The sequence below is a fragment of the Serratia sp. NCCP-200 genome, from assembly GCF_059697885.1.
In genome coordinates this window covers 633,333-654,509 of record NZ_BAAKUJ010000001.1, presented here as the reverse complement: position 1 = coordinate 654,509, position 21,177 = coordinate 633,333, and the positions used below count along the sequence as shown (strand labels likewise).

Sequence of the window (21,177 nt, the reverse complement as noted above, 5' to 3'; positions counted from 1 at the left end):
TTAGAACCAAACTGACTACTCTTTTTTAACCTTCACACCGACCCAAAAACGGCAGGATGATTGATCGATCTTGCCATCAACTCAGGCCCGTTGCGCACGCTCTTTACTGCAATATCCACCTCTTCATCCCTGCTCACCAGATCGCCACTGGATTGTGGTTGAATCTTTGCGTGTTTCAGCATGTGCACTCTCCATATTGTCATGGGTGGTGGTTTGTTTGGTGGAAGTAACATCCCAACGACTTTTTATCTGTCAAAGCGCTAATTTGTATCCTTTTGCACCAGGAGAAAACAGGAGTTGTCAAAATGGTTCTAAATGTTAACAAGGGGCTCGTTTTTCAATCACTTATTCATTCGGCTGGTTCTCCAGTCAAATGCATTTTCAGACCAGACAATCTGGTGGGTAGGACAGCCACAGCATCAGAGAGTCATGGCAGAATTGATGATGCAAATGCCATCCCGGTGTTTTTTTCCTCGCACCGGCATGGATGGATTACAATAAAGGCTCACGCTCCGATCACCCTACTCAGGACTCAGTGGAACAATCACGGAGAAAGCATGGCGCATATGTCGCGGGAAAAGGCAGAACATATCGTCTGCCAACGAGGCTGGCTGTCGAAAATGTCCGAAGCCTTCAGGAAACGTTTGTTGCAGCATGCCCAACTGGTTAAATTCGACGCGGGCCAGCTCATCTTTCAGCCTGACGATCCCGCCGGGGGGATCTACGGGATGGTCGCTGGTACGGTAATTGTGAGTACGGCCCCGCCAGATGCAAAACCGCGGCTGATCCACCTCGCGCTGCCCGGCGGCTGGACGGGTGAAGACAGTTTTCTGACGGGGCAACCGCGGCGGATAGAACTGGTGGCGCAGAGCGAAACCTGGGCGATGCATGTACCGCTGGAAACCATGGAGCAGATGGCGCAGGCCGATCCGGAAAACATTCGGGCCTTCGGCGTTATTTCAGTGATGGCCTCAGATTCCCTGCTCAGAATTGTGCATGACCTGCAGAAAAAAAGCGTCAGTGCCAGGATCGCCTCCGTTCTGCATCGCATGTACTGGACTACCGATGTACCGGTCTGCGTCTCCCAAGAGAATCTCAGCATTATTGCGAATACCTCCCGCAAGCAGGCGAACAGCATCGTCCAGCAGTTTGCGGCGGCCGGTTGGGTGGAAATCCGTTATCGCGCCATCACCGTCACCAATCCTTCCGCGTTGCGCCAACACGCAGAACAGCCCTAGTAGGCTGTCACGGACCTGTTTGCACCGCATTAAATACAGACGACTACCGCAGCTATTTTGCGGCAACGTTAATTCAGCCAACCTAATGGATAAACGCGAATAAAGAAAACACGATATAGCAAAGCTGGATAAGACATCCCTGTCACGATGAGTGGTAATAGCGCATTTTTGCACAGAATATCACCGCCGTTTTTTTGGCAAACAAATATTCAGATTTTTAATCAAATCCAGGCATAGTGTTCAAGATATAAATATAAAAATTATCATTGCCGTGTTTTAGCAATGACACCAAGAGCTAAAACAGGGTACTGTCTTTGTCGGGTTCGAAGAGGACCTCCCCTTGCCACAGCCGGGAAAAGCGCGCCGCATTACCTGCCGTATAATGCACCGTATGGCGGATGTTACGGTGCCCCAGATAGTCCTGAATCAAGCGGGTATCCATACCCTGTTCAGCCAGCTCATAGCCACAGGCATGACGCAACATATGCGGATGCACGTCGAACGGCAAGCCAGCCAGGCGCCCGTACTCCCGGCACAGTGAGTAAAAGCGCTGCCGGGATAACCGCCCGCCCTTACGGGAAATAAACAGCCAGGGCATGCCATGGATACTGGCCATCTTATTGCGTACATTCAGCCACAAGACCAGCGCACTTTTGGCTTGGGGATGTATCGGATGGACGGTGCTGAAGCCGTTTTTCAAACGCCGGATACATATCCGCCCACCGGATAAATCCAGATCCTCCAGTTTCAACCCGGTCAATTCGCTGGTTCTGAAGCCATGCAGATAGCACATCAGTAGCATGCAATAATCCCGCACACCGTTCGTCCCTCCATAGACCGTTCTGATTAATCCGCTCATTTCCTGGCGCGTCAGATATAATCTTTCTTTCATTATTTCCCCCGGTAGTTATAAATATTCACTTTAAAAAAACGCCATCCTGCTCTTTTCATCACATAAGCAGTTACCTGGTTATCCCTACTACAGACGGGCTTATTCCAGGTTTATCCCCCCCCTTGATATTGAGCATAAAGAAGCCGCTACGTTGAAATACGCATATTTAAATTATGTATAAGGCCATAGGTTACCGGCTAAAACCGCATTGAAACTTACCCCCAGTTAGGACTTATCTTATTTTTAACTTGCTTAATAGGTATTTAATACCTAACTTTCTCATTGCACACTGTGTCAAATCGGACAATTGGGGAAAAAAATGCCAGAGATGTCGCGTGAGACTGCGGAACGATTGATCTGTGAAAGAGGTTGGCTGTCTCATATGCCAGAGCCGTTCAGGGTGCGACTGTTGCAACATGCCCAGTTGTTGAAATATGAGCCTGGGCAGATCATTTTTCGCACGGGCGATCCGCCCGGCGGGATTTATGGGCTGGTGGCAGGGACGGTGATCGTCAATACCGCCCCTCTTGATTCCACGCCGAGGCTGATCCACATCGCAGTGCCCGGTGGCTGGACGGGTGAGGACAGCTTTCTCACGGGGCAACATCGGCGGATAGAGCTGCTCGCTGCGAGTGAAACCTGGGTGATGCACGTCCCGATTAAAGCCATGGAACAGATGTCCGCGGCAAATCCCAACGACATGCGAGCATTCGGGGTGATTTCGATTATTGCAGGGGATTCACTGCTGAGGATCGTGCATGATTTGCAGAAAAACAGTGTCAGTTCGAGGATTGCCTCAGCCTTGCATCGCATCGCCTGGACAACTAACGCTCCGGTTACCGTCTCGCAGGAAAACCTCAGTATCCTCACCAATACCTCCCGCAAACAGGTGAACAACGTGATCCAGCATTTTGTTGAGCAAGGATGGGTGGAGACGGGTTATCGCTCTATCACAGTCACCAACCCTACGGCGTTACGGCAGTTCGCAGAAAAAGACAGCACGGATTAATTTATCGCGGAGGGGGAAAGTCATGGTACAGATGTCGCACATACAGGCAGAAAGCATAATGAGCCAACGGGGCTGGCTGTCTCATATGTCTGAAGCCTTCAGGATCCGGCTGTTACAGCATGCGTCGCTGGTAAAATACCACGCCGGGCAGGTCATCTTTAGCCCCGGCGATGCGCTGGGTGGGATCTACGGCTTTGTCGAAGGCATGGTGATAATCAAGACGGCGCCTCCCTACGCCACACCGCGCCTGATTGACATCGCCGTACCCGGAGACTGGCTGGGTGAGGACAGCTTTATGACCGGCAAACCGCGCCGGTTCGAGCTGGTTGCGCAAAATGAATCATGGATGCTGCATGTACCACTGGAAACTATGGAGCAGATGGCCGCCGCACACCCTAACGACATCCGTGCGTTCGGGGTGATTTCAATTCTTTCGACGGATTCACTGCTGCGCATTGTGCACGACTTGCAGAAGAAAGATGTCAGCGCCAGGATTGCCTCGGCGTTGCACCGCATGTCCTGGGTGACCCATGCGCCGATCGCCTTCTCCCAGGTGAATATCAGCATTATTGCCAATACCTCCCGTAAGCAGGTGAACAGCGTGATCCAACAGTTTGTTGAACAAGGATGGGTGGAAACGGGTTATCGTTCCATCACCGTCACCAATCCGCTGGCGTTACGCCAACATGCAGAAAAAGACGCCATGGATTAACGGTAAAATAGCGCCCTGGCCAAACGCCAGGCGCTTATCAGCCAGGGAACGGCAACTACCGTCTGAACAGCCAATCGGTGGTGATCCTGTCCAAAGCACCGGAATGCTTACCGTCTGCGCCAAAATAACGATCTTTACGACATTCCCTCGCCCGTACGCTACAGAAAATACCGTTATCAAAGGTAAACGCGGTGCGGTCAAACCGACCCTGCGCCGCCAACTGCCGGCCTTTGTTTTCCCCAAGATAGCGGGTGGTCAGCCTATCAGAGATGCCTGCGGCGTCCGCACAGAAATACGCGTCGCAAACCACCCCCGCGGTCGGAAAACGCAATTTGTGATCACTGGCCGTGCCAGCAAACGATGCCAGCCCAAATGCGGCCACCAGCATGATGTTGATCCTTTTACTCATAGTGTCTTGCCCTTAAAGAGGGATTGCGTTGCTGCCAAGATATAGTCCAGGACGATAATGTCCTTCAGCACCGGGGTAAATATTGCTTTCAGCGCCTCATGGGCCGGGTGCGGCAGATAGCGCCTGCGCGCGGCGTCATCGGCGAAGGTCATCAGTACGCAATGGCTAAAGCCGGCGTTTTTCTCCTCTGGGCTGTCGTTCTGCCCCCACTCCACATCGAGCACCCCGGCAATCTGTTGCGGTATGTTCAAAAAGGCTTGCCGCACAGACTCAATCTGCCGATGGGTTGCCGATGAGTGAAACGTAATAAACAAAATATGGCGGATCATACGATTGTTCCCCTGATCAATCCCCCGGTCGCCAGATACAGCGCCAGCTTGTCCGCCTGCAGCGGCGGCGCAAAATAATACCCTTGCTGCTGGTTGATCCCTTGTTCCAGCAGCCATTCATGCTGGGCCCGGGTCTCGACCCCTTCGGCCACGACGTCGAGCGACATCAGGCGCGCCAGACGGATCATCAACGCCGCCATCGGCACCGGCCCGCCGCCGGGAAGCTCACGCACATGCCCCTTATCCAGCTTGAAACCGTCCACCGGCAGAGTGTCCAGCTCCAGCAGCCCCTGGTAGCCGGTGGCAAAATCATCCAGCATCACCTTAACTCCTGCTGCGCGCAGAGACAGCAGCAGTTGACGGCCACCGGGAATCTGGGAAAACGCCACCCGCTCCCCCACCTCCGCCGTCACCCTGCCTGCCCGGCCCGCGAGCGCCCGTTGTAACCGACGGCAATCCTGTAAAAATTGCCCCGACCCCGCATGGGCGGCACTCAGATTGACCGAAACATCAAAACCCGGCGGCAACCAGACCTGCATCCGTGCCAGATCACGACACACCTGGCGAACCAGGATGCGGGTCATTGGCACGATCAGCCTCTGCTCCTCCGCCAGCGTGATAAAACGCTCTGCTCCGCGAATTCGTCCACCAGGCAAGTGCCAGCGTGCCAGTACCTCACAACCGCTGATGCGCCCGTGCGCACCGGTCACTGTCGGTTGATACCAGGCACGAATGTCGCCACGGGCCATCGCCCGACGCAGTTGGCGGGTCCGGTAGCGCGTTATCGCGTTGCTAAAGAAAGCGCACAGCATCGCTATCCCCCCGGATTCGGCCGGAGCAGGAACCAGCGGCGTAATGCCTGCAGTCCCGCATCCGAAAGAGGTCCTTCACCCTGCGGTAACCTCTCGTCTGTTTCCGTCGTGGGCTTACCCCTCACCGCCTTCTTCACACTCATATCTGGCTCCGCCACAATCTGCAAAAAGCGGCGGCGCACCCCATTCACTACCCGTTCATAACTCTGACGACTGCGTATTTTCGCCTGATCGGCCCGGCGGATATACGACATCACATCCCCGGCACGCTGCAACGTTATCCTGAAGGTCTGCGCCAATTCGTCCCGGCAGAATGGCCGCCCCAACCGCCAGCCCCAGGTCGCCACCGCCAGATACAGCGGGGGATCGCCCAGGTCCTGCAACATGGCGGGCAGAGTGTACTCACCGTAGTTAGACTGACCGGGCGCGACCACCGCACCGGTATTTTGCTCCTGTGCTACCATCGTGATTTCCTCTTTACTTGGTGTTATCACTCAGCCCCACCCGCCGGTCGCACAGATGAGCACGGGCCTCGCACCAATGGCGATCAACGCTGGCCGTGGCCAAACTCGACGCCGCCAGCCACTGCTGTGACGCCGCCACGTAGTTTTTCCCCCGCTCCAATATCGCCGCCGAACGGCTCAGCGCCTGGTACTGCTCCCGTTGGGTCGGCTGTGTCAGTAACACCTGCAGCGCTGCACTCACCTCGCCGCTATCGCTATGATCCCACTCTTTTTTCATCACCACCGCTCCTTATATCTCTACATTGTAGGGCAATACACGGAACTGTCTCAGCAGCACTTTCAGATGCGCGGCCCCCAGCTTGTTCAAGGCACCCTGCCGTTGGGCGTACAGCGTCTTGCTGCTGATATCCAGGCGCCGGGCCAGCGCATGGACCGATACCATTTGCAGGCACTGCCACAACACCCCCCGCTCCTTGCTCGATAACTGCGGAGTGCCGGTATCGGCCAACAACACCCCCGACCAGGCCATTATGTCCGGATCGTGTAATTCGCCGGGTGGGCACACGGCCCGGCAGAGCAACACCAACGGCAAACGATCGTCCACCACCCGCACCCACAGCCGTACCCCAACACCGCTCAACACCCGCAACACCAGCTCCGGCGTCAGGGCGGACAGCACCACCAGACGCTCGGCCAGCACCAACGGCATGCCAGGCGACCCCAGTTGGAGCAGGGTGCTCAACGCCGCCTGCGGGTCTGTGGGGAGGCGAACCACCAGGCAGTCAAACCGTAATACGTCATCCGTTGCTCTGCCTGCCGCCCAATGTTTATGCAATGCCCCGAGATCTTTTATCCCTGTCGGCCTTAGCGTCAGGCCATCCCAATGTGGCCCCCCCTGCAGCGCAGCAACCAATCCCACGCGCCCATAGTGGCAGCCGTCAACCACCGCGATCCGCCATGGCACCGGCCTGCGCCTGCGCCGGGTTGATGAGTTCGCCAGTGGCATAGACGGCACTGCCGATAATGTTGCGGTTATGCTGGATCTCTGGGCCTCTTGCCCCCTTTGTTCCTTATTGGACATACACTCCCCTTTCTCTGGCGATTGCCGACACGCACCGCGTGACGGCGACGTCCCTTCAGAACCGGGCGATCAGCACGATGCTCAGTGCCACGCACAGCACGAAGGCCACCACGAATACCAGCGCCTCACGGACGGCCTGCTTCCTGTCGAGCCCCGCTTTAGGCACATCCGCCGCGCCCCGTCGTGTCCACATCATCTTGTTCCGTTTCAATTTTCATTCGACCTTTCCACAGAATGCGTCCCCGCCACAGCCGGGTATGAGTGACCGCATCCGTGACGTTCCACCACAGGTCCTGTTCCGGCACACTGAGCCACCCGGACCGCACCGGGCCGTCCCTTACCAACTCAAGCCGCAGCCCGGTACGCGGGCCGCCATCCTTCTCCCCAGTGACCGCATTCTGGTCAAGGGCGGCTCTGACGCTCAGCCCGGGTAAACGGGTGGCCAGCGTGGTCCAGCCCACCCCCGTGCCATTGCCGACGCTCAAGCTGCTGTCCCCTGGCGGCACGCCTGGGGGCAACGGCAGCGTCACACTGGCGAGCACGGTACCGACGGGCAGTGAGCAGTCAACGATCAGGCGCGCGTGCGGGTAGTGCCAGGCGATGCGGGCTTCCCGGCTGGCATGATTACCCGCACGAACGAGGGGATGGTGCACACCGGCCAGCAGCAACAACGGCAGGACGACCGCCTTCCTGATGATGCCGCGCCTCATCCCTGCGCTCCCTGCCGGAAACGCCGTCGTTGCCTTTCCAGCGTCAGGCAGCCCTTGCCATCCCCATCGCTTGTTGCTGCACCGCTGGCGCGCGTTTGCGCTGGCGGCGGTGTACTCCAGTGATCCACAGAACCTCCTTCGGACAAAAAAACCGAACCGACCAGAAAGAGCAGCCCCTGCACGCCCGACATCTCTGAGCCGTACCTTACTTACGCCCGGGGTCTTTCCCCTCATGCGTGGACGGGTGATTACCCTGCTCCGGCATACTGAGCACTTCATACCAGGATGCCGCCCCCAATTCGGTCGCCGGGGGGGCAAACCGGCCATTCATCAACACCTGATCGACCTGTTGAAACAGGTGATCGACGACGCCCCGATCGGTGCTACAGATCAGCAGCAGACCCAGGCCGACCACCAACAGCGGGGTCAGCCAACCGGATATCGCGTGAGGAACCGGATCTGACCGCCTGCGCCAACGCGTCAGCCACACCAGGATCACCGTTCGTACCGCCAGCAAAAACAGCAGGCACAGCACCACACGTACCAACACCATGATCAGCCCCGCCCAGGGTGGCGTACTGAGCGCCAGCATCGGGGCCAGCACTAAATTCCCGACCAGGGTCCACCCGAAGGTCGTCATCCCTCCTCTCCCCGCCAACGCCAGCCTAGCGCCAGCTCTCGCACTGCTGCGCTGGGCTCCGGGCTGCGTCTACGGCGGGGCTGAGAAGCGGCACCGCGCCGTGGCATCATCTCGTCGCGGATGGCGGACACCTCAAGCATGGCGGTCCGTATCCCCCCCGCGGAGACCTTCACCACCCGCCGGGCGCTGACCACATCCGGACGCCGGGCCGTGATATACAGCATGATGTCCGCCGCCTGGCGCAGTGACAGACCAAACACCTGGGCGATAGCCAGCCGTGTGGCAGGCTCCCCTGACCGCAGGCACCACTGCGCCACCTGCAACCACAGGGGAGACGGGCGTTCAGACTCAGCCAGGGCCTGCGTCTCAGGCGCAACGACGGTCTCTGAGGTAACTGTCATGTCTTTCATTTTGTGCTCCCGTTGACCTGCGCTGGCCGCATCCCGCCCGCTCAGACCGTCTGTTTTTTTATTCTCCGGCGTGGCGCAATCCCGTGCGTTGTCGTTGACGGTGCCACGCCCTCTGTACTGGCGTTACCCCCCTAGACCGGTACCCACCGGGCCAGGGCATAGACAATCGACCCCATCACCAAAAACCACAGCAACAGCAGGACAATGGACGTCGAGAGAAAACTGTATTTTTTCAGTTTTTTCAGCACATTGACTTTTTTCATGGTTCAGAATCTTCCGCTGATCCCCAGCAGGGGCCCCTGCTGGACAATGTCGTAAACAAAGCCGTTATGGTGATAGTTCACCCCCATCGCGCGGTAACCGGCCACCGCCGAGAACCCCGGCAGGAAGTCCCAGCCCACCAACCCGGCTACATCCCAGTCCGCCCTGGCCTGCCCGGCACCGCCCAGGCCCCATGACGAGACCCAGACCCGATCGCTCAGCGCCACCTGGCCACGTAATCCGACCAGCGCATCCATCCAGGTGGCATGGTCCGAGCCCGAGAGGCCGCCTTGCGGTCCGTCGTGCAGGCTCAGTGTGCTGCCGCTGTACCAGGCGCGCACGCCGCCTGCCACATCCAGCCGGGCCGTGTCGTCACCCAGTACGGTGTAACTGCCGCCCATAAAGCCGGTGAAGCTTTTGCTGTCGATATCCAGGTGTTCCGCGCCCGCGTCTGCGGGCAGATCGTTACGGGTGGTGGTTTCGATGTACATCAGGTCAACCAACAGGCTGACCGGTCCTTTGCGGGCTTCCCCCATGGCCATCACCGCCACGTCCAGGTTGCTGACGATGTCGTTGAAGTCGGTTTTCATAAACGCAGTGCCGGTGCTGTGGTTGCCCACATAGCCACGGATCCCCGCCCCCCACAGGTACGGGCCACCGCTAAACTGCCAGGTATCGCTGTCTGCCGGGGCAGCCGCGAGTGAGGGCGATACCGGCGTCTCGGCAGCCCTGGCCGGCAGGCTGGCGCCCGCGAGCAGGGCCGTGACCCACAGGGCCAGATACGCACGTTTGTGCCGGGGGATGAGGTGAACATCACGTTGAGGCATCATCGAGCCCTCCTTAGTGCTGCGTCAGGGTCAGGGCCACGCGTTCCGCCGCGCAGTCCTGTGTCGGCTTCAGGCCAGCCTGGTTCGCGGCCTGCACTTCGCGCTTCGCCGCCGCCAGATCCGCCTCAAATGCCGGATTACCATGCAGGGTCGCGACGGTCGCCGCGCCCATGAGCCGCCCGGCGTCCACGTCGCTCTGCCAGTGGGCGTTACAGATCACCCGGCTCTGACCAAACGCCAGCCCGCGGGCCAGCACTTCGGTGGCGCGCGACGGCTGCACCTCCGCCAGAATAAGCCCCCAGGCCCACCCCGCCGCCGAGTGACCAGACGGCCAGGAGCCGTCGGTACGCAGCAGAGGCTCCATCGATTTCAGACAGGTTCCCTCGCCATGCACCACGAATGGACGGGTGCGGTTCCAGGCGTTCTTGCCGGCGTAGGTTGAGCCACCCGCATCCGTCAGCACCCGCTGCATCAGGGTGTAGAGGTGCGGGGTGCGTTGCTCACTGATATCCGTCCCGAGGGCGCAGGAAAAGGCATTGGCCGGCGCTGGGAAAGCAAGCTCCGCATCGGCGGCGGCCAGCTTTTCGCGCGCCGAGCCTTTGAACGACAGGGCGATACGGTGCGCCTCCTCGTCACGGGCCAGTGCGGCCGACCCCTCTGCCGGCGGCGCACCCAGCAACGCCAGACGTAAGGGCAGGCTCGCTGAGGACAAAAACCCCGGGGCGAGTTTAAAATGTGGGTCGGTCACGGTTGGCGCGGCCCCCTCGGCAAGCGCCAGTCCGGTCCACAACAGACCCGCCAACGGTGCCAATAGATAGAAATGCTTGCAGGTACGTTTCATCATTTCCCCTTAATATCGCAATGTTGTGGGTTGGGCTACGTGTCGGCACCTGGCAGAAACCGCACGTAACCCACCCGGATGATCAGAACTGGTAGAGTGCGTTCAGGAAGGCCCCGGCCCCCATGGTGTCATCCGTGAGCGGGCTATGACGGGCACCGGCGGTCAGGGTATACAGCTTGAACCCGCCTTGTAGCGCCACATGGGGCTGTACCTGCACGGTCAGCGCGGTTCTGAGGGTGACATCCCGCATGCCGCCGCCGGCGTGATACTCATTAAAATTGCTGTTGGCCGCCTGCTCGCCGGTCACCCCGAAGCGGGCCATCATGTCGTGCCTGTCGCTCCAGGTGCCATACAGGGCAGAGTCCAGCTTCAGATTGGCCGCCAGCGGTAACGAGTTGGCGAACCCGGCTTCCAGATACGCCGTGCGCCCCAGGTCATTACCGCCGTAATCACGTTTGCTGGTCGCCTGCAGACCACGGACAAACAGGCGGCCTGCCGACAGGTCCAGATACGCTTCCGCCCCGACCAGGCCGGTACTGTCCAGATCGCCCATGCCCTTCAGGTAATCGTTGTTGCCCCCCAGGGTGCGGATTTTTTCCTTGCGGCCCGGGTCATACCCCGCCAGCAAGGCCACACCGAAGGCCGAACGACGCGGCAGATCCCAGCGCAATCCCTCAGGAAACGCGGCGGTGAACGTGCCCCAACGCTCGGTTGGGATCACCGCCTTGAGCGCCAGCGACGGGAAGGCTTCGTAGCGCGACGAGCCTTCGTACAGCGGGTTGACCGCCACCCCCCCGCCGATGACCATCGACGGTTCAGCGTTATGGGACGCCGCGTGCGAGGTGGAAGGCGTGCCATCGGCCTCGTCAACAGACGCCTCAGCCTGGGCGCACAGTGGCACAGCGGCCAACAGGCTCGACGCCAGCAAGATGCCCTGTAGCGCGCGTTTAGGTTGATTCACGTTCATGGTGCTATTTCCTTTATTGTTATTAATGCCCGTTCGGGCGCAGCCGAAATGCTCTGCCGCTCGCCCGGTTTATTCCCCGCATGGCCCCGCGGCCACCCGAAAACCTGTTTTTATCTATTTTTCAGCCACTTGCTTATTTCTCTTCACCATGGCGGTAATACCGTTGGCCCGGAAAAAGGGCGCAGCGATCCCCGGCCGTGGTGAGGCTGTTTTAAAAGCCCACCTCGACTGAAATACCCCGTTATATGTGTCAGTGCCGCATCGCGACGCCGAGACGAGTCACCTAATGGCAATATTGCTGAACGCTGTCAGGGCGTTGAATGCTGCGCCCGTTCCCCCCCTTGTGGTTCTGGGTACCTGCGTGTTTACCCCGCATCGGCCACCTGGATATCGAAGATCAGCGTCGCCCCGCCCGGAATGGTCGGTGGCAGACCCGTGTCGCCGTAGCCTTTTTCCGGGGGTACCACTATCTTGAGATGCCCACCACGGGACAGTTTCTGCAACCCGATGGCCACCGCGGGCATCAGTGCACCCACTTTGGCGGACTTGGTTTGACCGCTTTCGCCGCTGGCATCAAACACCGTGCCGTCCGGCAGGGTGCCAATCACGGTGAAGGTCACCACGTCCGAGGCGGTAATGCGTTTGCCCTTACCGGCCTCCACGATGCGGTACAGACTGCCCGCATCGCGGGTGCTGCCCTTCTCCTTCATAAAGGCCGACTGGAAGGCACGCCCCAGGGTTTGCTGGTGTTCGCGCGCCTCACGGGCCTTCTCCATGTAGATTTCGTTCAGGGTCACCATGATGGTGTCCACCGACTCACGGTTCATTTTGAGCGGCTGATGGGTGGCCATGTCCTGCAGGCCCTTCATCACCCAGGCCGGATCCAGCTCAATGCCCATGCTGCGCTGGGCGGACATTGAGGACTCGATTTCACGCCACACCGACACCCCACTGGCATAGGCCTGACGCTGGGCGGCGGTCTGTGGCGTATCTGACGGCTCAGCGGCGGCGTTGGACGTTGGGGCGTCGACCTGCACCGGCGAGGTACCTACCGAGGTAGAAGCGGCCTCATGTACGACCGAATTAACGGTATCCGCCGGCGTAGCTGGCACGGCAAACGGCTGAGCTGGTGCCGCAGACGCTGAGGTAGTTGGTGTTGGCACAGCAATATCCGGTGTCGCTGCTGGCACGGTGCTGGCCATATGCTCCTGTAGCGTGCGCAGCAGTTCCTGCTGTTCAATCAGTTGCTTTTGCAAGGTGGCAATCATGGTTGCTGCATGATCAGCAGGCAGCGTCGGACTGCCCGCAGCATCATCTGCCGTCTGCGCCACTGTGGCTAGGCTCACGGGCAGGGTTTCACCGGCAGGCGCGGCCATCACCGTGCATGCACTTAGTAGAACCACGGTCAGTGCGGCCAGTCGCAGGGGCCGAAGGATGCGGTTGGTATTCGTTTTGCTCATCTTCGAACTCGTTTCGTCGATTAATTAGGGGTAGTTATCCATTCCCCTAGTCAAACCGGAATGGGTGATCAAATGGCGCACATTGTTTTTTGCAGTCCCATATTATTGGGCCGGCACAGCACGCTTGTGATTCAGTACATGAAAACCTTGGCTGTCATCGTGAGTTCATTCGGCCCTGGTGGTTGTCCTGGAATGCCCGTATAGCAGAGAGATGGGTAGAGTGTTGCCGTCCCGGTTCCGGTCGTAACTGACGGTGGTAAGGTGACAAGGGCAGTCGATGGTTTTACACCGAACTTTACCCATTTACTCGTGTCAGTGCTCATGCAATCTTTGCTATTGTCTGTTGACAGTGTGAGATATGTGGAGACGGCATTCGGTCTCGTAACCCGCCCGTCAGTATCTGCAGTAGTTGTTCCAGTTACGTCGAATGTCAACCCAGCATAGAGCGTATTTGTCTCAGCAGGACGGTCGCACGAAACGTTCAGGATTATGGGATTCACTTGGCCATTATCCAATCTTGTTTTAGTGGCACTTGTCGGCAGGGCAATCTCCTTTAGGTCCCCTGTTACAGAAGCTGGACTCAAGGTGCACGCCCCCTGAGCTACAATGATATTATTTGGCAGTGTGATGGGAATTGTGGCTTGCGCTGGGTAGAACCATAAAGACACGCCCCCCCCATAGACTCCCCCCTTGATCGTGTTACTCGTCGCTACTGCAGTTAATGTTAGATTTGCCGTAGCGGTCCCTGTTCCGTTCGTCGGCACGCCGGCCGCGGGCGCGTATGATCCGAGGAGATTACCCGTTTGGCTCCCTACCGATGTAATCCCACAACCTCCGGATGAATTGACGCTACTGCTCACCAATGTCGGTTGCGTCGGATCGAGTGTGATGATGGCGGGGGTTGCACCTGTGCTACATTTTACCTGCATACTTCCACGCAGTATGAAGCCTACCCCGAGTGAGGGGTTATCGATTCCGTAGAGATCGGTACCGTTGAGTTTTGTTCCTACTACCAGTTTCCCAAATGTCACCCCCGGCGCCGCAATTAGCCAAGGTGATGATGTATTCCCTGCAGAGATGCCGGTGATGTTCTGGTTGCCCCCCGTCGTACTATACGTTTTGGTTGAGTTAAAGTTAGTAGGGAAGTCTGCGCTTTGTAGCGGTGTTCCCGCGACGGTCTGTGAACCATATACGATGATATCCGTAGCCCAGGCACTGCAAGGCAGGAGAAGAGTACCCACCACTATATCTATCATCACTTTTTCCCGCATTACCCGCCGTTTACAGTATGTCAAAACCCGAGCGTCTACCTGTGGATCCGGGCTTTTGCGCTTCCACTTCGGTAGCCGCATGAGCTGTTCATAAAACCGTCGCACCTTCTCACGGTAGTTGACCTTCGCCCGGGGTGCGATATCCATCACGCCCTCATGCGTCAGCCAAGCATCCATCCAGTCAAAACCCTTCGCTATCCTGCCGCTTGGCGTTTTGTCCGGGTGTGCATCAAAACCATACTCACCGAACCACTGCATCAGCCGCTTGGCGTGTCTGCGCAACTGCCAGCGGATGTCCCACACGTCTGCGCGGCCGGGGACCTGTGTGCGTTGTTCACACAACCACTGCCAGGCCTGTGCCATGCGGCCATATGCGCCCTCAAGGGCACGGTCGGTCTGCATCTCGTCGTTCAGCATCATGGTATTACTCCTTGCTTCTTCTGACGGAAGGTAATGCCGCCTGCGGTCATTACCTTCCCGGATGGTTAAGTGTTCCGTGTCTTGCGACCTCATACCGCAGTCAATACAGACGGCTGCAAAGCTACCTAGACACAGCATGCCGCGCCCCTACGACCTAGCAGGGGTGCCTCCTACAGGTTCAGCCACCTTCACTCTGCGCTTGTCTTTGTGTCAGTGTTCGCGGTTGTGGCTGTAGTAGCCATCGTGGCTCCCCCCCCAGACGTGCCGGTCGCGGCCAGGTCTGGGGGGGCCAGCAGCGGGGCACTCACACCCGCCACCGGCTGACAGTCCAGCGTCTGTTGCACTATGTTCATGCCCGGCGTGTTGGTGCTGGTCTTGTCCGCCGTTATCAGCTCACCCAGGTCGTAGTTCACCTTGCACTGCTGGTCCGGGCCGTTGCCCCACTTCACCTGCAAGGTGCCCTTCTGCGGTGCCCCGGTCAGATACAGCATCCCGCCGTCGCCCACGATGGAGGCGTTATCCACATCCTCTTCCGGCAGCGCGGCCAAGGCACCGAACGGCACCGGTTGTCCACCGAAGTTCAGGGTCAACATCGCCTGACGACCCACGCGGGTGCGAAGCTTCGCCACCACCAGAGCACCGCGGGTCGGGTAGACAGTGGCGCTGGTGTCCTGCATCTCCACACCGTCCGGCAAGGTGGTGGTGTCCGGCATCAACTGGTTACGCTGATAGGTCTGCAGGTAAGGCACGACCGCATACCCCCGACTGTCGGTGGTGGTGCTTCCCACCTTCAACCCACCGGCACCCGGCGCCTCAACCAGCGCCATCGCATCCCCCAGCATGTTGGTGAACGTCACCCCGTGCTGATGCACCACCAGTCCCCCGTTGGCAGATGCGTTATAGGTCTTGGTGTTCGGACCGTAGCCATAACCCACACCGACACTGCCACGGCTACCACTCCAGTTGGTCGACAGGTTGCCGTTGGTGCCGCCCCCCTGGTTGTCATGCCCCTGGCTGGCGCTCCAGGACAGCTTGTTGTCGACCAGCGAGCCGCTGAGGCCCGCCTGCTGCGAAGTGCGCCCGTGGTTGTCGTTCGTGATGCTGTAGTTGGCGTTCATGTTGCGTACCGACTCCCATTTCGGATCAAACAGGCTGAACGGTACCGACAGGTTCAGGGATGCCTGGCGGTTCACCGGCCAGGAGTCATCGGTGGCACGGGTGTGGTCTTCGTTATAGTTCAGGGAATAACTCACCCCCTTGATGCTGCTGCTGAACCCGGCCCCGACGGTGTTCACCACCCGGTCCGAGTTCCAGTAATCGTCACGGGAGGCGCGCAGAAACACCGAGCCAATACTGCCCAACGACTGGCTGAGGTTGGCCTGCCAGGAACTGCGCCGGCGCTCGGCCAGCCACGGAGCCTGGCCGTCCTGCAGGCTGTAGCCATTGGTCACCGCATCCTGGAAGGTCATGAAGTCACGGGTAGCATAACGCCAGGCCGCCACGTTCACCGTGGTGCCGGTTTCATCCACCGTCTTGGCATATTGGGCGCGGAAAGCCGCCCCGTTTTTGGTCTCATCCGGTTCGCCCTCCGTTTCCACGTTGGCATGCGCCAGGGTACTGTCGAGTGACACCGCACCAATGACCCCCAGCGACACCGCCAGCCCCATCGCCAGGGACTGATATTTCTGTGCCGCCAACAAGCCACCGTAGGCCGTCATGTTCCACGGCAAGCCCACCGTGGCTGTCGCCAAGGCAAACAAGGGGTCATGGCTGCCGACAAACGTCCCGTTATTCCCGGAGTAACGCCCTGCGGTCACCTCATACTCCACCGCCCCCGGGCGCTTCATCACGCTCAGAGTAGAGATGTTTTGCGTAGAGACGTGCTGAGTACCGTCCGCCTCGGTGACCGTCACCTGCAGTTCACCGCTGCCGGCGTTATACAGGTCAGTCAGGCGAAACGGCCCGGGGGGGACTGTGGTCTCATAAATCAGGCTGCCGTTCTGGCGAACACTCACGCGAGCGGTCGTCGAGGCAATCCCCGTCACCACTGGCGCAAAACCACGCTTGGAGCTGGGCTCCATGCTGTCGTCCGACGTCAACTGCACCCCACGAAACGGCACCGAGTCAAATACCGTGCCGCCCGTGGAGCTTTCGCCGGCACGCAGCGACGCACGCAGGCGCTGAATGTCACGCTGCAGGTAGGTGTTACTGAAATCGGTCGTACTGGTGGTGGTGTCGTTGCCGTTACCCCTGTTTTTGTACTGGCTGGCGGTCATGGTGGAGCGCAGGCGCCAGGCACCGAGGTTGACACCGCCGTTGACCGTGCCAAACAGGCTGTCGGAGGTCGAGTCATCCATGCCGTACTGGCCGTCCATTGTGGTGCGCGAGCCACTCATCATGTAGCTGAACATCATGGCGGGCACCCCTTCGTCCCACAGGGACGGATCCACGGTACCGTCCGCCTGCTCCAGCATGTCCACCTGCGGCACGGTGAGGTCAAGACGCAGTTTGGCCATACTGAACTCAACGGTTGCACCCGGAATAACCGCCTTGACATCGCCCACCGGTTTATCGACAGGCAGTTTTTTTAGCGTCTCGATTTTGTCGACTGCCACGCCCATGCCTTTGAGCATGGTCGGTGTCAACTCGGGTATCACGCTGCCGTCAGCCACCTTGCTAAAGCGCACCTGACGGGTGCTGGCCTGTTTTCCGTTCATCCAGATGTCAACCAGATAGCTGCCTTCGGCCACGCCGCCGGCCGTTTCATAGGCGGACAGATCCACCGCCTGACCACTGCCGTCATCCAGAAAGGCCGGGTTGAAATAGTCCTTCGCCTGCAGAGGACCACAGCTTCCTGTCAGCACCAGAAGGATCAGGACCGGACGGAGGCGAAAGCACGCTGGCAGCCCGGTCAGTGAGTTGACAGATGTCGGTGTCCGGCGCGTGCTCATGCGCGCAGCTGCGTTAATGGTTTTCATTTTTCCGTCACTCTGTGTTAAGTATGTTTTCATCAATCTGTCCACCGGCATCCGCTGAAGACGCATCAGGAATTGGGTTGACGGGCCAGTTCCGTCATCAGACCGAACTCGTCAATCACCTGCCAGGTCACCTCGCCTGAAAGGGTGCCAGCCGGTACCGGATAGTCATGACTCCCCATCGGCGGCACCATGGCACGCCGACTTTCGGCATCCACCGGCTTACCCGCCACGGTCAGCAGACCAAAGGTGATGTGATACGGCGTGGGGTTGGTCACTTTCAGCCGGTCACCGTCACGGCGGAAGGTGAGCTGTTTGGCGACCCCGCCGTCAAAAATGGCGTGAGCCCCCAGACCTGACGGGCGGTAAAACACCTTGATGTAGCTCTGTAGCGCCAGAGACAGACTGGCCCCCTTCTCGCCAGTGTCTTTCGTGGCAGTCTTGCTCGTTGGCTGCGACGGGATGGCTTTAGAGGACAGGAAAAACAGCGATTCGCGGTCTTTGGGCAGCGCGGCAACCTGCGGTGTCGCAAGAATGCGCAACGGCAGCACGCCATTGCGCTCAATGCGTTTAAGCGGTGGGGTCACCAGAAAGGGCACCGCCGCACGCGTTGCACCTGGCTTGTCCGCCACCGCATACCCCGTCACGCCGTCCGCCGGCCAGATACGGGACTGCACCAGATACACATTTTCCGAATTGTTCACCGCGTACACCTGACCACTGCTGCGGTCATCCGCCGCCACCACCACACGCGACAGACTGAGTCCGAAGCCGGGAAAGCGGGTATTGCTTTGCGCATAGGCGCTGAAATTAGCCGCCAGCGCCATCAGCAAGATGAGCGCCGTCACGCGGCGGTGAGGCAGGGGGCCGCGGCCCGAGACGTTATTATTCACGCCTGCCGCTCTTGCCTGGATGGGCGTCCTGTATCTGAGTTTCTGCATGGTATATTCCTGCTTATTATCCCTGTGTCAGTCCCCGGTCACGCTTATTTCCCGGGGGCTGACCGGTGCCATAAATTCACTGAATTCCCGAATTCGGGCGCAAGGGAGCCCGTTCCGGCCTGGTCAGAATTAAAGTTAAAAAAACATCGTTTAATCAGAATACCCATCGCCGCACGTGACGATATTCACGCCCCTGCACAGGGCCGCTATTTATTATTCCATTACGCTGCCAATCAAATACGTCATTACTTTATGGTATAAGCCGTTACTTTATTTTTATCGCCGGCGTTTTTTATCACTCAGGCGCTCAGGGTCGTCGCTGTTCTTTATATTGACGGCCATTTTACAGCGGTGTGAACTCCCCCTTATTTCCCTGCGGGTTATCCCCCTGCAACGCTCTGTGTTCTCGCCTCCGTGGTACCGCCATAATCATTCATCACCTGCCAGGTCACCTTCTGCACGGCCACAGGAGACGGCACCAGCAACTCCCCAAAGGGCTCGACCATCGACGGCTGGTTGTCAAGTGCCTGTGGCTTGCCGTCAAACTGCAAATCGGCAAACGACTGATAGTACGGCGTGGGGTTCTTCACCAGTACCCCCTTCGCCACCTGGATAAAGGCCACCTTATCCAGCGACGCCGCTATCGTCATGCTCAGGTGTTCCGGGCGATAAAACACTTTCATGATACTGCGCGTGGAGAGCGACACGCTGGCCCCGATCATCCCCTGAGGGGCCTCTTTCTGATCAGAGGACGGAATAGCCCGTCCAGAGAAGTAGAATACCGACTCACGGTCTGCTGGCAGTGCCGCGCCGGTCATCATGATACGCATCATCCCTTCCCCCTCACCATCAAGGCGAAATAACGGGGGCGTCACCATAAAGGGGGCTGGCGCGGTTCCCTGCGTATTGCCAGATACTTTCGCCTGTATCAGATAGGGGGTATCACCGCTATTGGTGGCTTTCAGGCTAATGGCCTGCACGCCCTGTGGGTAGACCATGCGATTACGCGAAAAACCTACACCGGCAAAGGCCGAACAGGTCAACGTCATTAATACACACCCGATAATTAACGTCTGTTTCATTTTTATCTCTCCCTCCGGCGGGCCCTGATGCGCAACGGTTTACGCCTGACGCGCTAAGTGTTTTATTTATATTTCATTTCCAGCTCAATGGTGGCCTTTACCGACCCTGAACGCGCCTTAGTCCTATCAGTACGAGTAGCATCACCGGCTGCCACACCGAGCCAAATCTCTTTTTTCGCCCCCTCCCCGCTGGTCTCAACCCCAGTAAACTTAATGTCATCCCCTATGGCGATCAGATCGGTATTTGACCAGGTTGTCGGCTTGGCCTTATTCGCAATGGCAATAAAAAACTGCTGTGAATCCCCTCCGGCCGCCCCCGCATCCCGGAACATATACTTATTAGCGGTTTTTACATTATCGGTTGCCTGTTTTCCCGTTACGGTGACAACAGGTTCCGTGCCGGCCTGGGTTAAGCCACACTTAGAGAGGGTCAACTCTACCTTCGTTAGATTAGGCTGCAGAGTGCTGGCGCTATCCCATATCGCTTCTGCCGACGTATCCTCAAGTTTGGCCGAGGTCGGGTTCATCGTTATGGTACAAGGTGCCTGGTTAAGCGTGGCCGATAAATCGAGTTTGTCAGTCGCCTGCACCGGCGTCGGGGTGCCGTACACCAGAGTAAGCAACACCCCGCTGACGACCCCCGCCAGATGGCGATGAATCCGGCTCTTTTTCTGTCCCGCCGCCGACTGAATGACAAGGGACTGACTTATGCGGCGTTGTATCAGTAACATCTCTGTGCTCCCGTCATCATTTAGTGGTAAACAAAATTAAAGGTCACCTGAGCCTTCAGGTCGCCCGCACGCATTTTCGTTTTGTCGCAGACCTGACCGCAAGTCACTATCGCCGTCAGATTAATCGGCGGAAGCGTCCCTGTAGGGGCCGAATTCAAACCGTAGCCGGGGATGCTGATAAACGTACGGGCCAGGTCCGTCGCCGCAGCCTGGGTACTTTCAGGGACCAGATCGCCCGCCAATGTCGACCCGGTTTTATTATAAATAGCAAAGCCCACCCATTTGGCGCTTGACGACGGATCCACAAACAGGAACTTTCTGTTCGCATCATTCCTTGTTGGCTCGAGACTGGTTTGCCCCGTCAGTGTTAGAGCCGGCGTTTTAGTGCTTATCGCACTGCCGCTGCAGTTCGACAGAACAACCTGAAAATTTTTCGTGGCGCTGGCGTTCAGCCTTGTCCAGTTCGTGGTTGAAATCGAGCTGGTGTCAATGGGACCAAAATTAAGCTGCCCGCTGCTTCCATCCTCCCCTACGCTCACCGTACAGGTCCCTTGTAACACGGTGTATTTGAACGTAAGATCAACCGAATCCCCCGCCGCATACGCGACCAGACTACTCGCAAAGCCGGTTACCGACAGTACCGCCATCAGAAGGAGGTTGAGCACCTTTTGGTCTAGTCTTCTCATTTTGTCATC

Annotated in this window: 26 protein-coding genes; 3 read left to right on the top strand and 23 right to left on the bottom strand. The window is 58.3% G+C overall.

Going from position 1 to position 21,177, the window contains the following annotated elements; translation table 11 throughout:
• Positions 1-32: 32 nt before the first annotated feature.
• A complete protein-coding gene (locus tag AC6HVW_RS03040) occupies positions 33-182 on the bottom strand; it encodes a hypothetical protein (protein ID WP_175415630.1) in 150 nt (49 codons plus the stop codon).
• A gap of 375 nt (positions 183-557) precedes the next feature.
• Between AC6HVW_RS03040 and AC6HVW_RS03035 the strand changes: the two genes are divergently transcribed.
• Entirely contained in the window at positions 558-1,238 is a 681-nt protein-coding gene (locus AC6HVW_RS03035) for a Crp/Fnr family transcriptional regulator (RefSeq protein WP_497569264.1), read from the top strand.
• 295 nt (positions 1,239-1,533) lie between these two features.
• Here AC6HVW_RS03035 and AC6HVW_RS03030 read toward each other — a convergent pair whose 3' ends face one another.
• Positions 1,534-2,130, bottom strand: a complete 597-nt coding sequence (locus tag AC6HVW_RS03030; protein WP_071681081.1) for a tyrosine-type DNA invertase — start codon at positions 2,128-2,130, stop codon at positions 1,534-1,536.
• Between the two features lie 400 nt (positions 2,131-2,530).
• Between AC6HVW_RS03030 and AC6HVW_RS03025 the strand changes: the two genes are divergently transcribed.
• Positions 2,531-3,139, top strand: coding sequence for a Crp/Fnr family transcriptional regulator (locus tag AC6HVW_RS03025; RefSeq protein ID WP_254698916.1), 609 nt, complete (start codon positions 2,531-2,533; stop codon positions 3,137-3,139).
• A gap of 58 nt (positions 3,140-3,197) precedes the next feature.
• Complete coding sequence (locus AC6HVW_RS03020) at positions 3,198-3,851, top strand: Crp/Fnr family transcriptional regulator (RefSeq protein WP_254698855.1); 654 nt, start codon at positions 3,198-3,200, stop codon at positions 3,849-3,851.
• 55 nt (positions 3,852-3,906) lie between these two features.
• Here AC6HVW_RS03020 and AC6HVW_RS03015 read toward each other — a convergent pair whose 3' ends face one another.
• From AC6HVW_RS03015 to AC6HVW_RS02915, 21 genes are all read right to left on the bottom strand, one after another.
• Entirely contained in the window at positions 3,907-4,260 is a 354-nt protein-coding gene (locus AC6HVW_RS03015) for a YcgJ family protein (RefSeq protein ID WP_071681084.1), read from the bottom strand.
• Positions 4,257-4,589, bottom strand: a complete 333-nt coding sequence (locus AC6HVW_RS03010) for a Dabb family protein (protein ID WP_071681085.1) — start codon at positions 4,587-4,589, stop codon at positions 4,257-4,259. The genes AC6HVW_RS03015 and AC6HVW_RS03010 overlap by 4 nt, the downstream gene beginning before the upstream one ends.
• The gene (locus AC6HVW_RS03005; protein ID WP_071681086.1) at positions 4,586-5,401 is read right to left on the bottom strand and encodes an EAL domain-containing protein; all 816 of its coding nucleotides are present in this window, start codon (positions 5,399-5,401) and stop codon (positions 4,586-4,588) included. Before AC6HVW_RS03005 ends, AC6HVW_RS03010 begins: the two co-directional genes overlap by 4 nt.
• Before the next feature lie 2 nt (positions 5,402-5,403).
• Positions 5,404-5,865: a CaiF/GrlA family transcriptional regulator gene (locus AC6HVW_RS03000; protein ID WP_071681087.1), complete on the bottom strand. Its 462-nt coding sequence runs from the start codon at positions 5,863-5,865 to the stop codon at positions 5,404-5,406.
• A gap of 13 nt (positions 5,866-5,878) precedes the next feature.
• Positions 5,879-6,142 carry an ANR family transcriptional regulator gene (locus AC6HVW_RS02995; protein WP_071681088.1) on the bottom strand — a complete coding sequence of 88 codons (264 nt, stop codon included), beginning with the start codon at positions 6,140-6,142 and terminating at the stop codon, positions 5,879-5,881.
• 12 nt (positions 6,143-6,154) lie between these two features.
• Entirely contained in the window at positions 6,155-6,829 is a 675-nt protein-coding gene (locus tag AC6HVW_RS02990; RefSeq protein ID WP_071681089.1) for a helix-turn-helix domain-containing protein, read from the bottom strand.
• Positions 6,830-7,104: 275 nt separating this feature from the next.
• The gene (locus tag AC6HVW_RS02985; protein WP_071681090.1) at positions 7,105-7,656 is read right to left on the bottom strand and encodes a hypothetical protein; all 552 of its coding nucleotides are present in this window, start codon (positions 7,654-7,656) and stop codon (positions 7,105-7,107) included.
• The gene (locus tag AC6HVW_RS02980; protein ID WP_256221066.1) at positions 7,653-7,784 is read right to left on the bottom strand and encodes a hypothetical protein; all 132 of its coding nucleotides are present in this window, start codon (positions 7,782-7,784) and stop codon (positions 7,653-7,655) included. The genes AC6HVW_RS02985 and AC6HVW_RS02980 overlap by 4 nt, the downstream gene beginning before the upstream one ends.
• Before the next feature lie 77 nt (positions 7,785-7,861).
• The gene (locus AC6HVW_RS02975; protein ID WP_071681091.1) at positions 7,862-8,296 is read right to left on the bottom strand and encodes a hypothetical protein; all 435 of its coding nucleotides are present in this window, start codon (positions 8,294-8,296) and stop codon (positions 7,862-7,864) included.
• The gene (locus AC6HVW_RS02970) at positions 8,293-8,706 is read right to left on the bottom strand and encodes a CaiF/GrlA family transcriptional regulator (RefSeq protein ID WP_071681092.1); all 414 of its coding nucleotides are present in this window, start codon (positions 8,704-8,706) and stop codon (positions 8,293-8,295) included. The genes AC6HVW_RS02975 and AC6HVW_RS02970 overlap by 4 nt, the downstream gene beginning before the upstream one ends.
• A 131-nt stretch (positions 8,707-8,837) precedes the next feature.
• A complete protein-coding gene (locus AC6HVW_RS02965) occupies positions 8,838-8,969 on the bottom strand; it encodes a hypothetical protein (protein ID WP_256221067.1) in 132 nt (43 codons plus the stop codon).
• Between the two features lie 3 nt (positions 8,970-8,972).
• Positions 8,973-9,797, bottom strand: coding sequence for a hypothetical protein (locus AC6HVW_RS02960; RefSeq protein WP_071681093.1), 825 nt, complete (start codon positions 9,795-9,797; stop codon positions 8,973-8,975).
• A 10-nt stretch (positions 9,798-9,807) separates the two neighbouring features.
• Entirely contained in the window at positions 9,808-10,638 is an 831-nt protein-coding gene (locus AC6HVW_RS02955) for an acid phosphatase (protein WP_261397440.1), read from the bottom strand.
• A 79-nt stretch (positions 10,639-10,717) separates the two neighbouring features.
• Positions 10,718-11,602, bottom strand: coding sequence for a MipA/OmpV family protein (locus AC6HVW_RS02950; protein WP_071681095.1), 885 nt, complete (start codon positions 11,600-11,602; stop codon positions 10,718-10,720).
• 365 nt (positions 11,603-11,967) lie between these two features.
• The gene (locus AC6HVW_RS02945; RefSeq protein WP_071681096.1) at positions 11,968-13,062 is read right to left on the bottom strand and encodes an FKBP-type peptidyl-prolyl cis-trans isomerase; all 1,095 of its coding nucleotides are present in this window, start codon (positions 13,060-13,062) and stop codon (positions 11,968-11,970) included.
• A gap of 131 nt (positions 13,063-13,193) precedes the next feature.
• Complete coding sequence (locus AC6HVW_RS02940) at positions 13,194-14,753, bottom strand: hypothetical protein (protein ID WP_497569263.1); 1,560 nt, start codon at positions 14,751-14,753, stop codon at positions 13,194-13,196.
• Between the two features lie 188 nt (positions 14,754-14,941).
• Entirely contained in the window at positions 14,942-17,731 is a 2,790-nt protein-coding gene (locus AC6HVW_RS02935; protein ID WP_497569262.1) for a fimbria/pilus outer membrane usher protein, read from the bottom strand.
• A gap of 65 nt (positions 17,732-17,796) precedes the next feature.
• The gene (locus AC6HVW_RS02930; protein ID WP_081366992.1) at positions 17,797-18,669 is read right to left on the bottom strand and encodes a fimbrial biogenesis chaperone; all 873 of its coding nucleotides are present in this window, start codon (positions 18,667-18,669) and stop codon (positions 17,797-17,799) included.
• 380 nt (positions 18,670-19,049) lie between these two features.
• Positions 19,050-19,751, bottom strand: coding sequence for a fimbrial biogenesis chaperone (locus tag AC6HVW_RS02925; protein WP_071681099.1), 702 nt, complete (start codon positions 19,749-19,751; stop codon positions 19,050-19,052).
• A gap of 62 nt (positions 19,752-19,813) precedes the next feature.
• Positions 19,814-20,482: a hypothetical protein gene (locus AC6HVW_RS02920; protein ID WP_071681100.1), complete on the bottom strand. Its 669-nt coding sequence runs from the start codon at positions 20,480-20,482 to the stop codon at positions 19,814-19,816.
• A gap of 20 nt (positions 20,483-20,502) precedes the next feature.
• Positions 20,503-21,168, bottom strand: coding sequence for a fimbrial protein (locus tag AC6HVW_RS02915; RefSeq protein WP_071681101.1), 666 nt, complete (start codon positions 21,166-21,168; stop codon positions 20,503-20,505).
• Between the last annotated feature and the right edge of the window lie 9 nt (positions 21,169-21,177).

What these genes read in the sequence shown, in the direction of transcription:
- AC6HVW_RS03015 (WP_071681084.1), bottom strand. Translation starts at nt 4,260, where the DNA reads ATGAGTAAAAGGATCAACATCATGCTGGTGGCCGCATTTGGGCTGGCA.
- AC6HVW_RS02955 (WP_261397440.1), bottom strand. Translation starts at nt 10,638, where the DNA reads ATGATGAAACGTACCTGCAAGCATTTCTATCTATTGGCACCGTTGGCG.
- AC6HVW_RS02940 (WP_497569263.1), bottom strand. Translation starts at nt 14,753, where the DNA reads ATGATGCTGAACGACGAGATGCAGACCGACCGTGCCCTTGAGGGCGCA.
- AC6HVW_RS03020 (WP_254698855.1), top strand. Translation starts at nt 3,198, where the DNA reads ATGAGCCAACGGGGCTGGCTGTCTCATATGTCTGAAGCCTTCAGGATC.
- AC6HVW_RS03035 (WP_497569264.1), top strand. Translation starts at nt 558, where the DNA reads ATGGCGCATATGTCGCGGGAAAAGGCAGAACATATCGTCTGCCAACGA.
- AC6HVW_RS03000 (WP_071681087.1), bottom strand. Translation starts at nt 5,865, where the DNA reads ATGGTAGCACAGGAGCAAAATACCGGTGCGGTGGTCGCGCCCGGTCAG.
- AC6HVW_RS02970 (WP_071681092.1), bottom strand. Translation starts at nt 8,706, where the DNA reads ATGAAAGACATGACAGTTACCTCAGAGACCGTCGTTGCGCCTGAGACG.
- AC6HVW_RS02975 (WP_071681091.1), bottom strand. Translation starts at nt 8,296, where the DNA reads ATGACGACCTTCGGGTGGACCCTGGTCGGGAATTTAGTGCTGGCCCCG.
- AC6HVW_RS02960 (WP_071681093.1), bottom strand. Translation starts at nt 9,797, where the DNA reads ATGATGCCTCAACGTGATGTTCACCTCATCCCCCGGCACAAACGTGCG.
- AC6HVW_RS02930 (WP_081366992.1), bottom strand. Translation starts at nt 18,669, where the DNA reads ATGCAGAAACTCAGATACAGGACGCCCATCCAGGCAAGAGCGGCAGGC.
- AC6HVW_RS02945 (WP_071681096.1), bottom strand. Translation starts at nt 13,062, where the DNA reads ATGAGCAAAACGAATACCAACCGCATCCTTCGGCCCCTGCGACTGGCC.
- AC6HVW_RS03005 (WP_071681086.1), bottom strand. Translation starts at nt 5,401, where the DNA reads ATGCTGTGCGCTTTCTTTAGCAACGCGATAACGCGCTACCGGACCCGC.
- AC6HVW_RS02995 (WP_071681088.1), bottom strand. Translation starts at nt 6,142, where the DNA reads ATGAAAAAAGAGTGGGATCATAGCGATAGCGGCGAGGTGAGTGCAGCG.
- AC6HVW_RS02920 (WP_071681100.1), bottom strand. Translation starts at nt 20,482, where the DNA reads ATGTTACTGATACAACGCCGCATAAGTCAGTCCCTTGTCATTCAGTCG.
- AC6HVW_RS02935 (WP_497569262.1), bottom strand. Translation starts at nt 17,731, where the DNA reads ATGAAAACCATTAACGCAGCTGCGCGCATGAGCACGCGCCGGACACCG.
- AC6HVW_RS02925 (WP_071681099.1), bottom strand. Translation starts at nt 19,751, where the DNA reads ATGAAACAGACGTTAATTATCGGGTGTGTATTAATGACGTTGACCTGT.
- AC6HVW_RS03030 (WP_071681081.1), bottom strand. Translation starts at nt 2,130, where the DNA reads ATGAAAGAAAGATTATATCTGACGCGCCAGGAAATGAGCGGATTAATC.
- AC6HVW_RS02985 (WP_071681090.1), bottom strand. Translation starts at nt 7,656, where the DNA reads ATGAGGCGCGGCATCATCAGGAAGGCGGTCGTCCTGCCGTTGTTGCTG.
- AC6HVW_RS02965 (WP_256221067.1), bottom strand. Translation starts at nt 8,969, where the DNA reads ATGAAAAAAGTCAATGTGCTGAAAAAACTGAAAAAATACAGTTTTCTC.
- AC6HVW_RS03040 (WP_175415630.1), bottom strand. Translation starts at nt 182, where the DNA reads ATGCTGAAACACGCAAAGATTCAACCACAATCCAGTGGCGATCTGGTG.
- AC6HVW_RS02950 (WP_071681095.1), bottom strand. Translation starts at nt 11,602, where the DNA reads ATGAACGTGAATCAACCTAAACGCGCGCTACAGGGCATCTTGCTGGCG.
- AC6HVW_RS03010 (WP_071681085.1), bottom strand. Translation starts at nt 4,589, where the DNA reads ATGATCCGCCATATTTTGTTTATTACGTTTCACTCATCGGCAACCCAT.
- AC6HVW_RS02915 (WP_071681101.1), bottom strand. Translation starts at nt 21,168, where the DNA reads ATGAGAAGACTAGACCAAAAGGTGCTCAACCTCCTTCTGATGGCGGTA.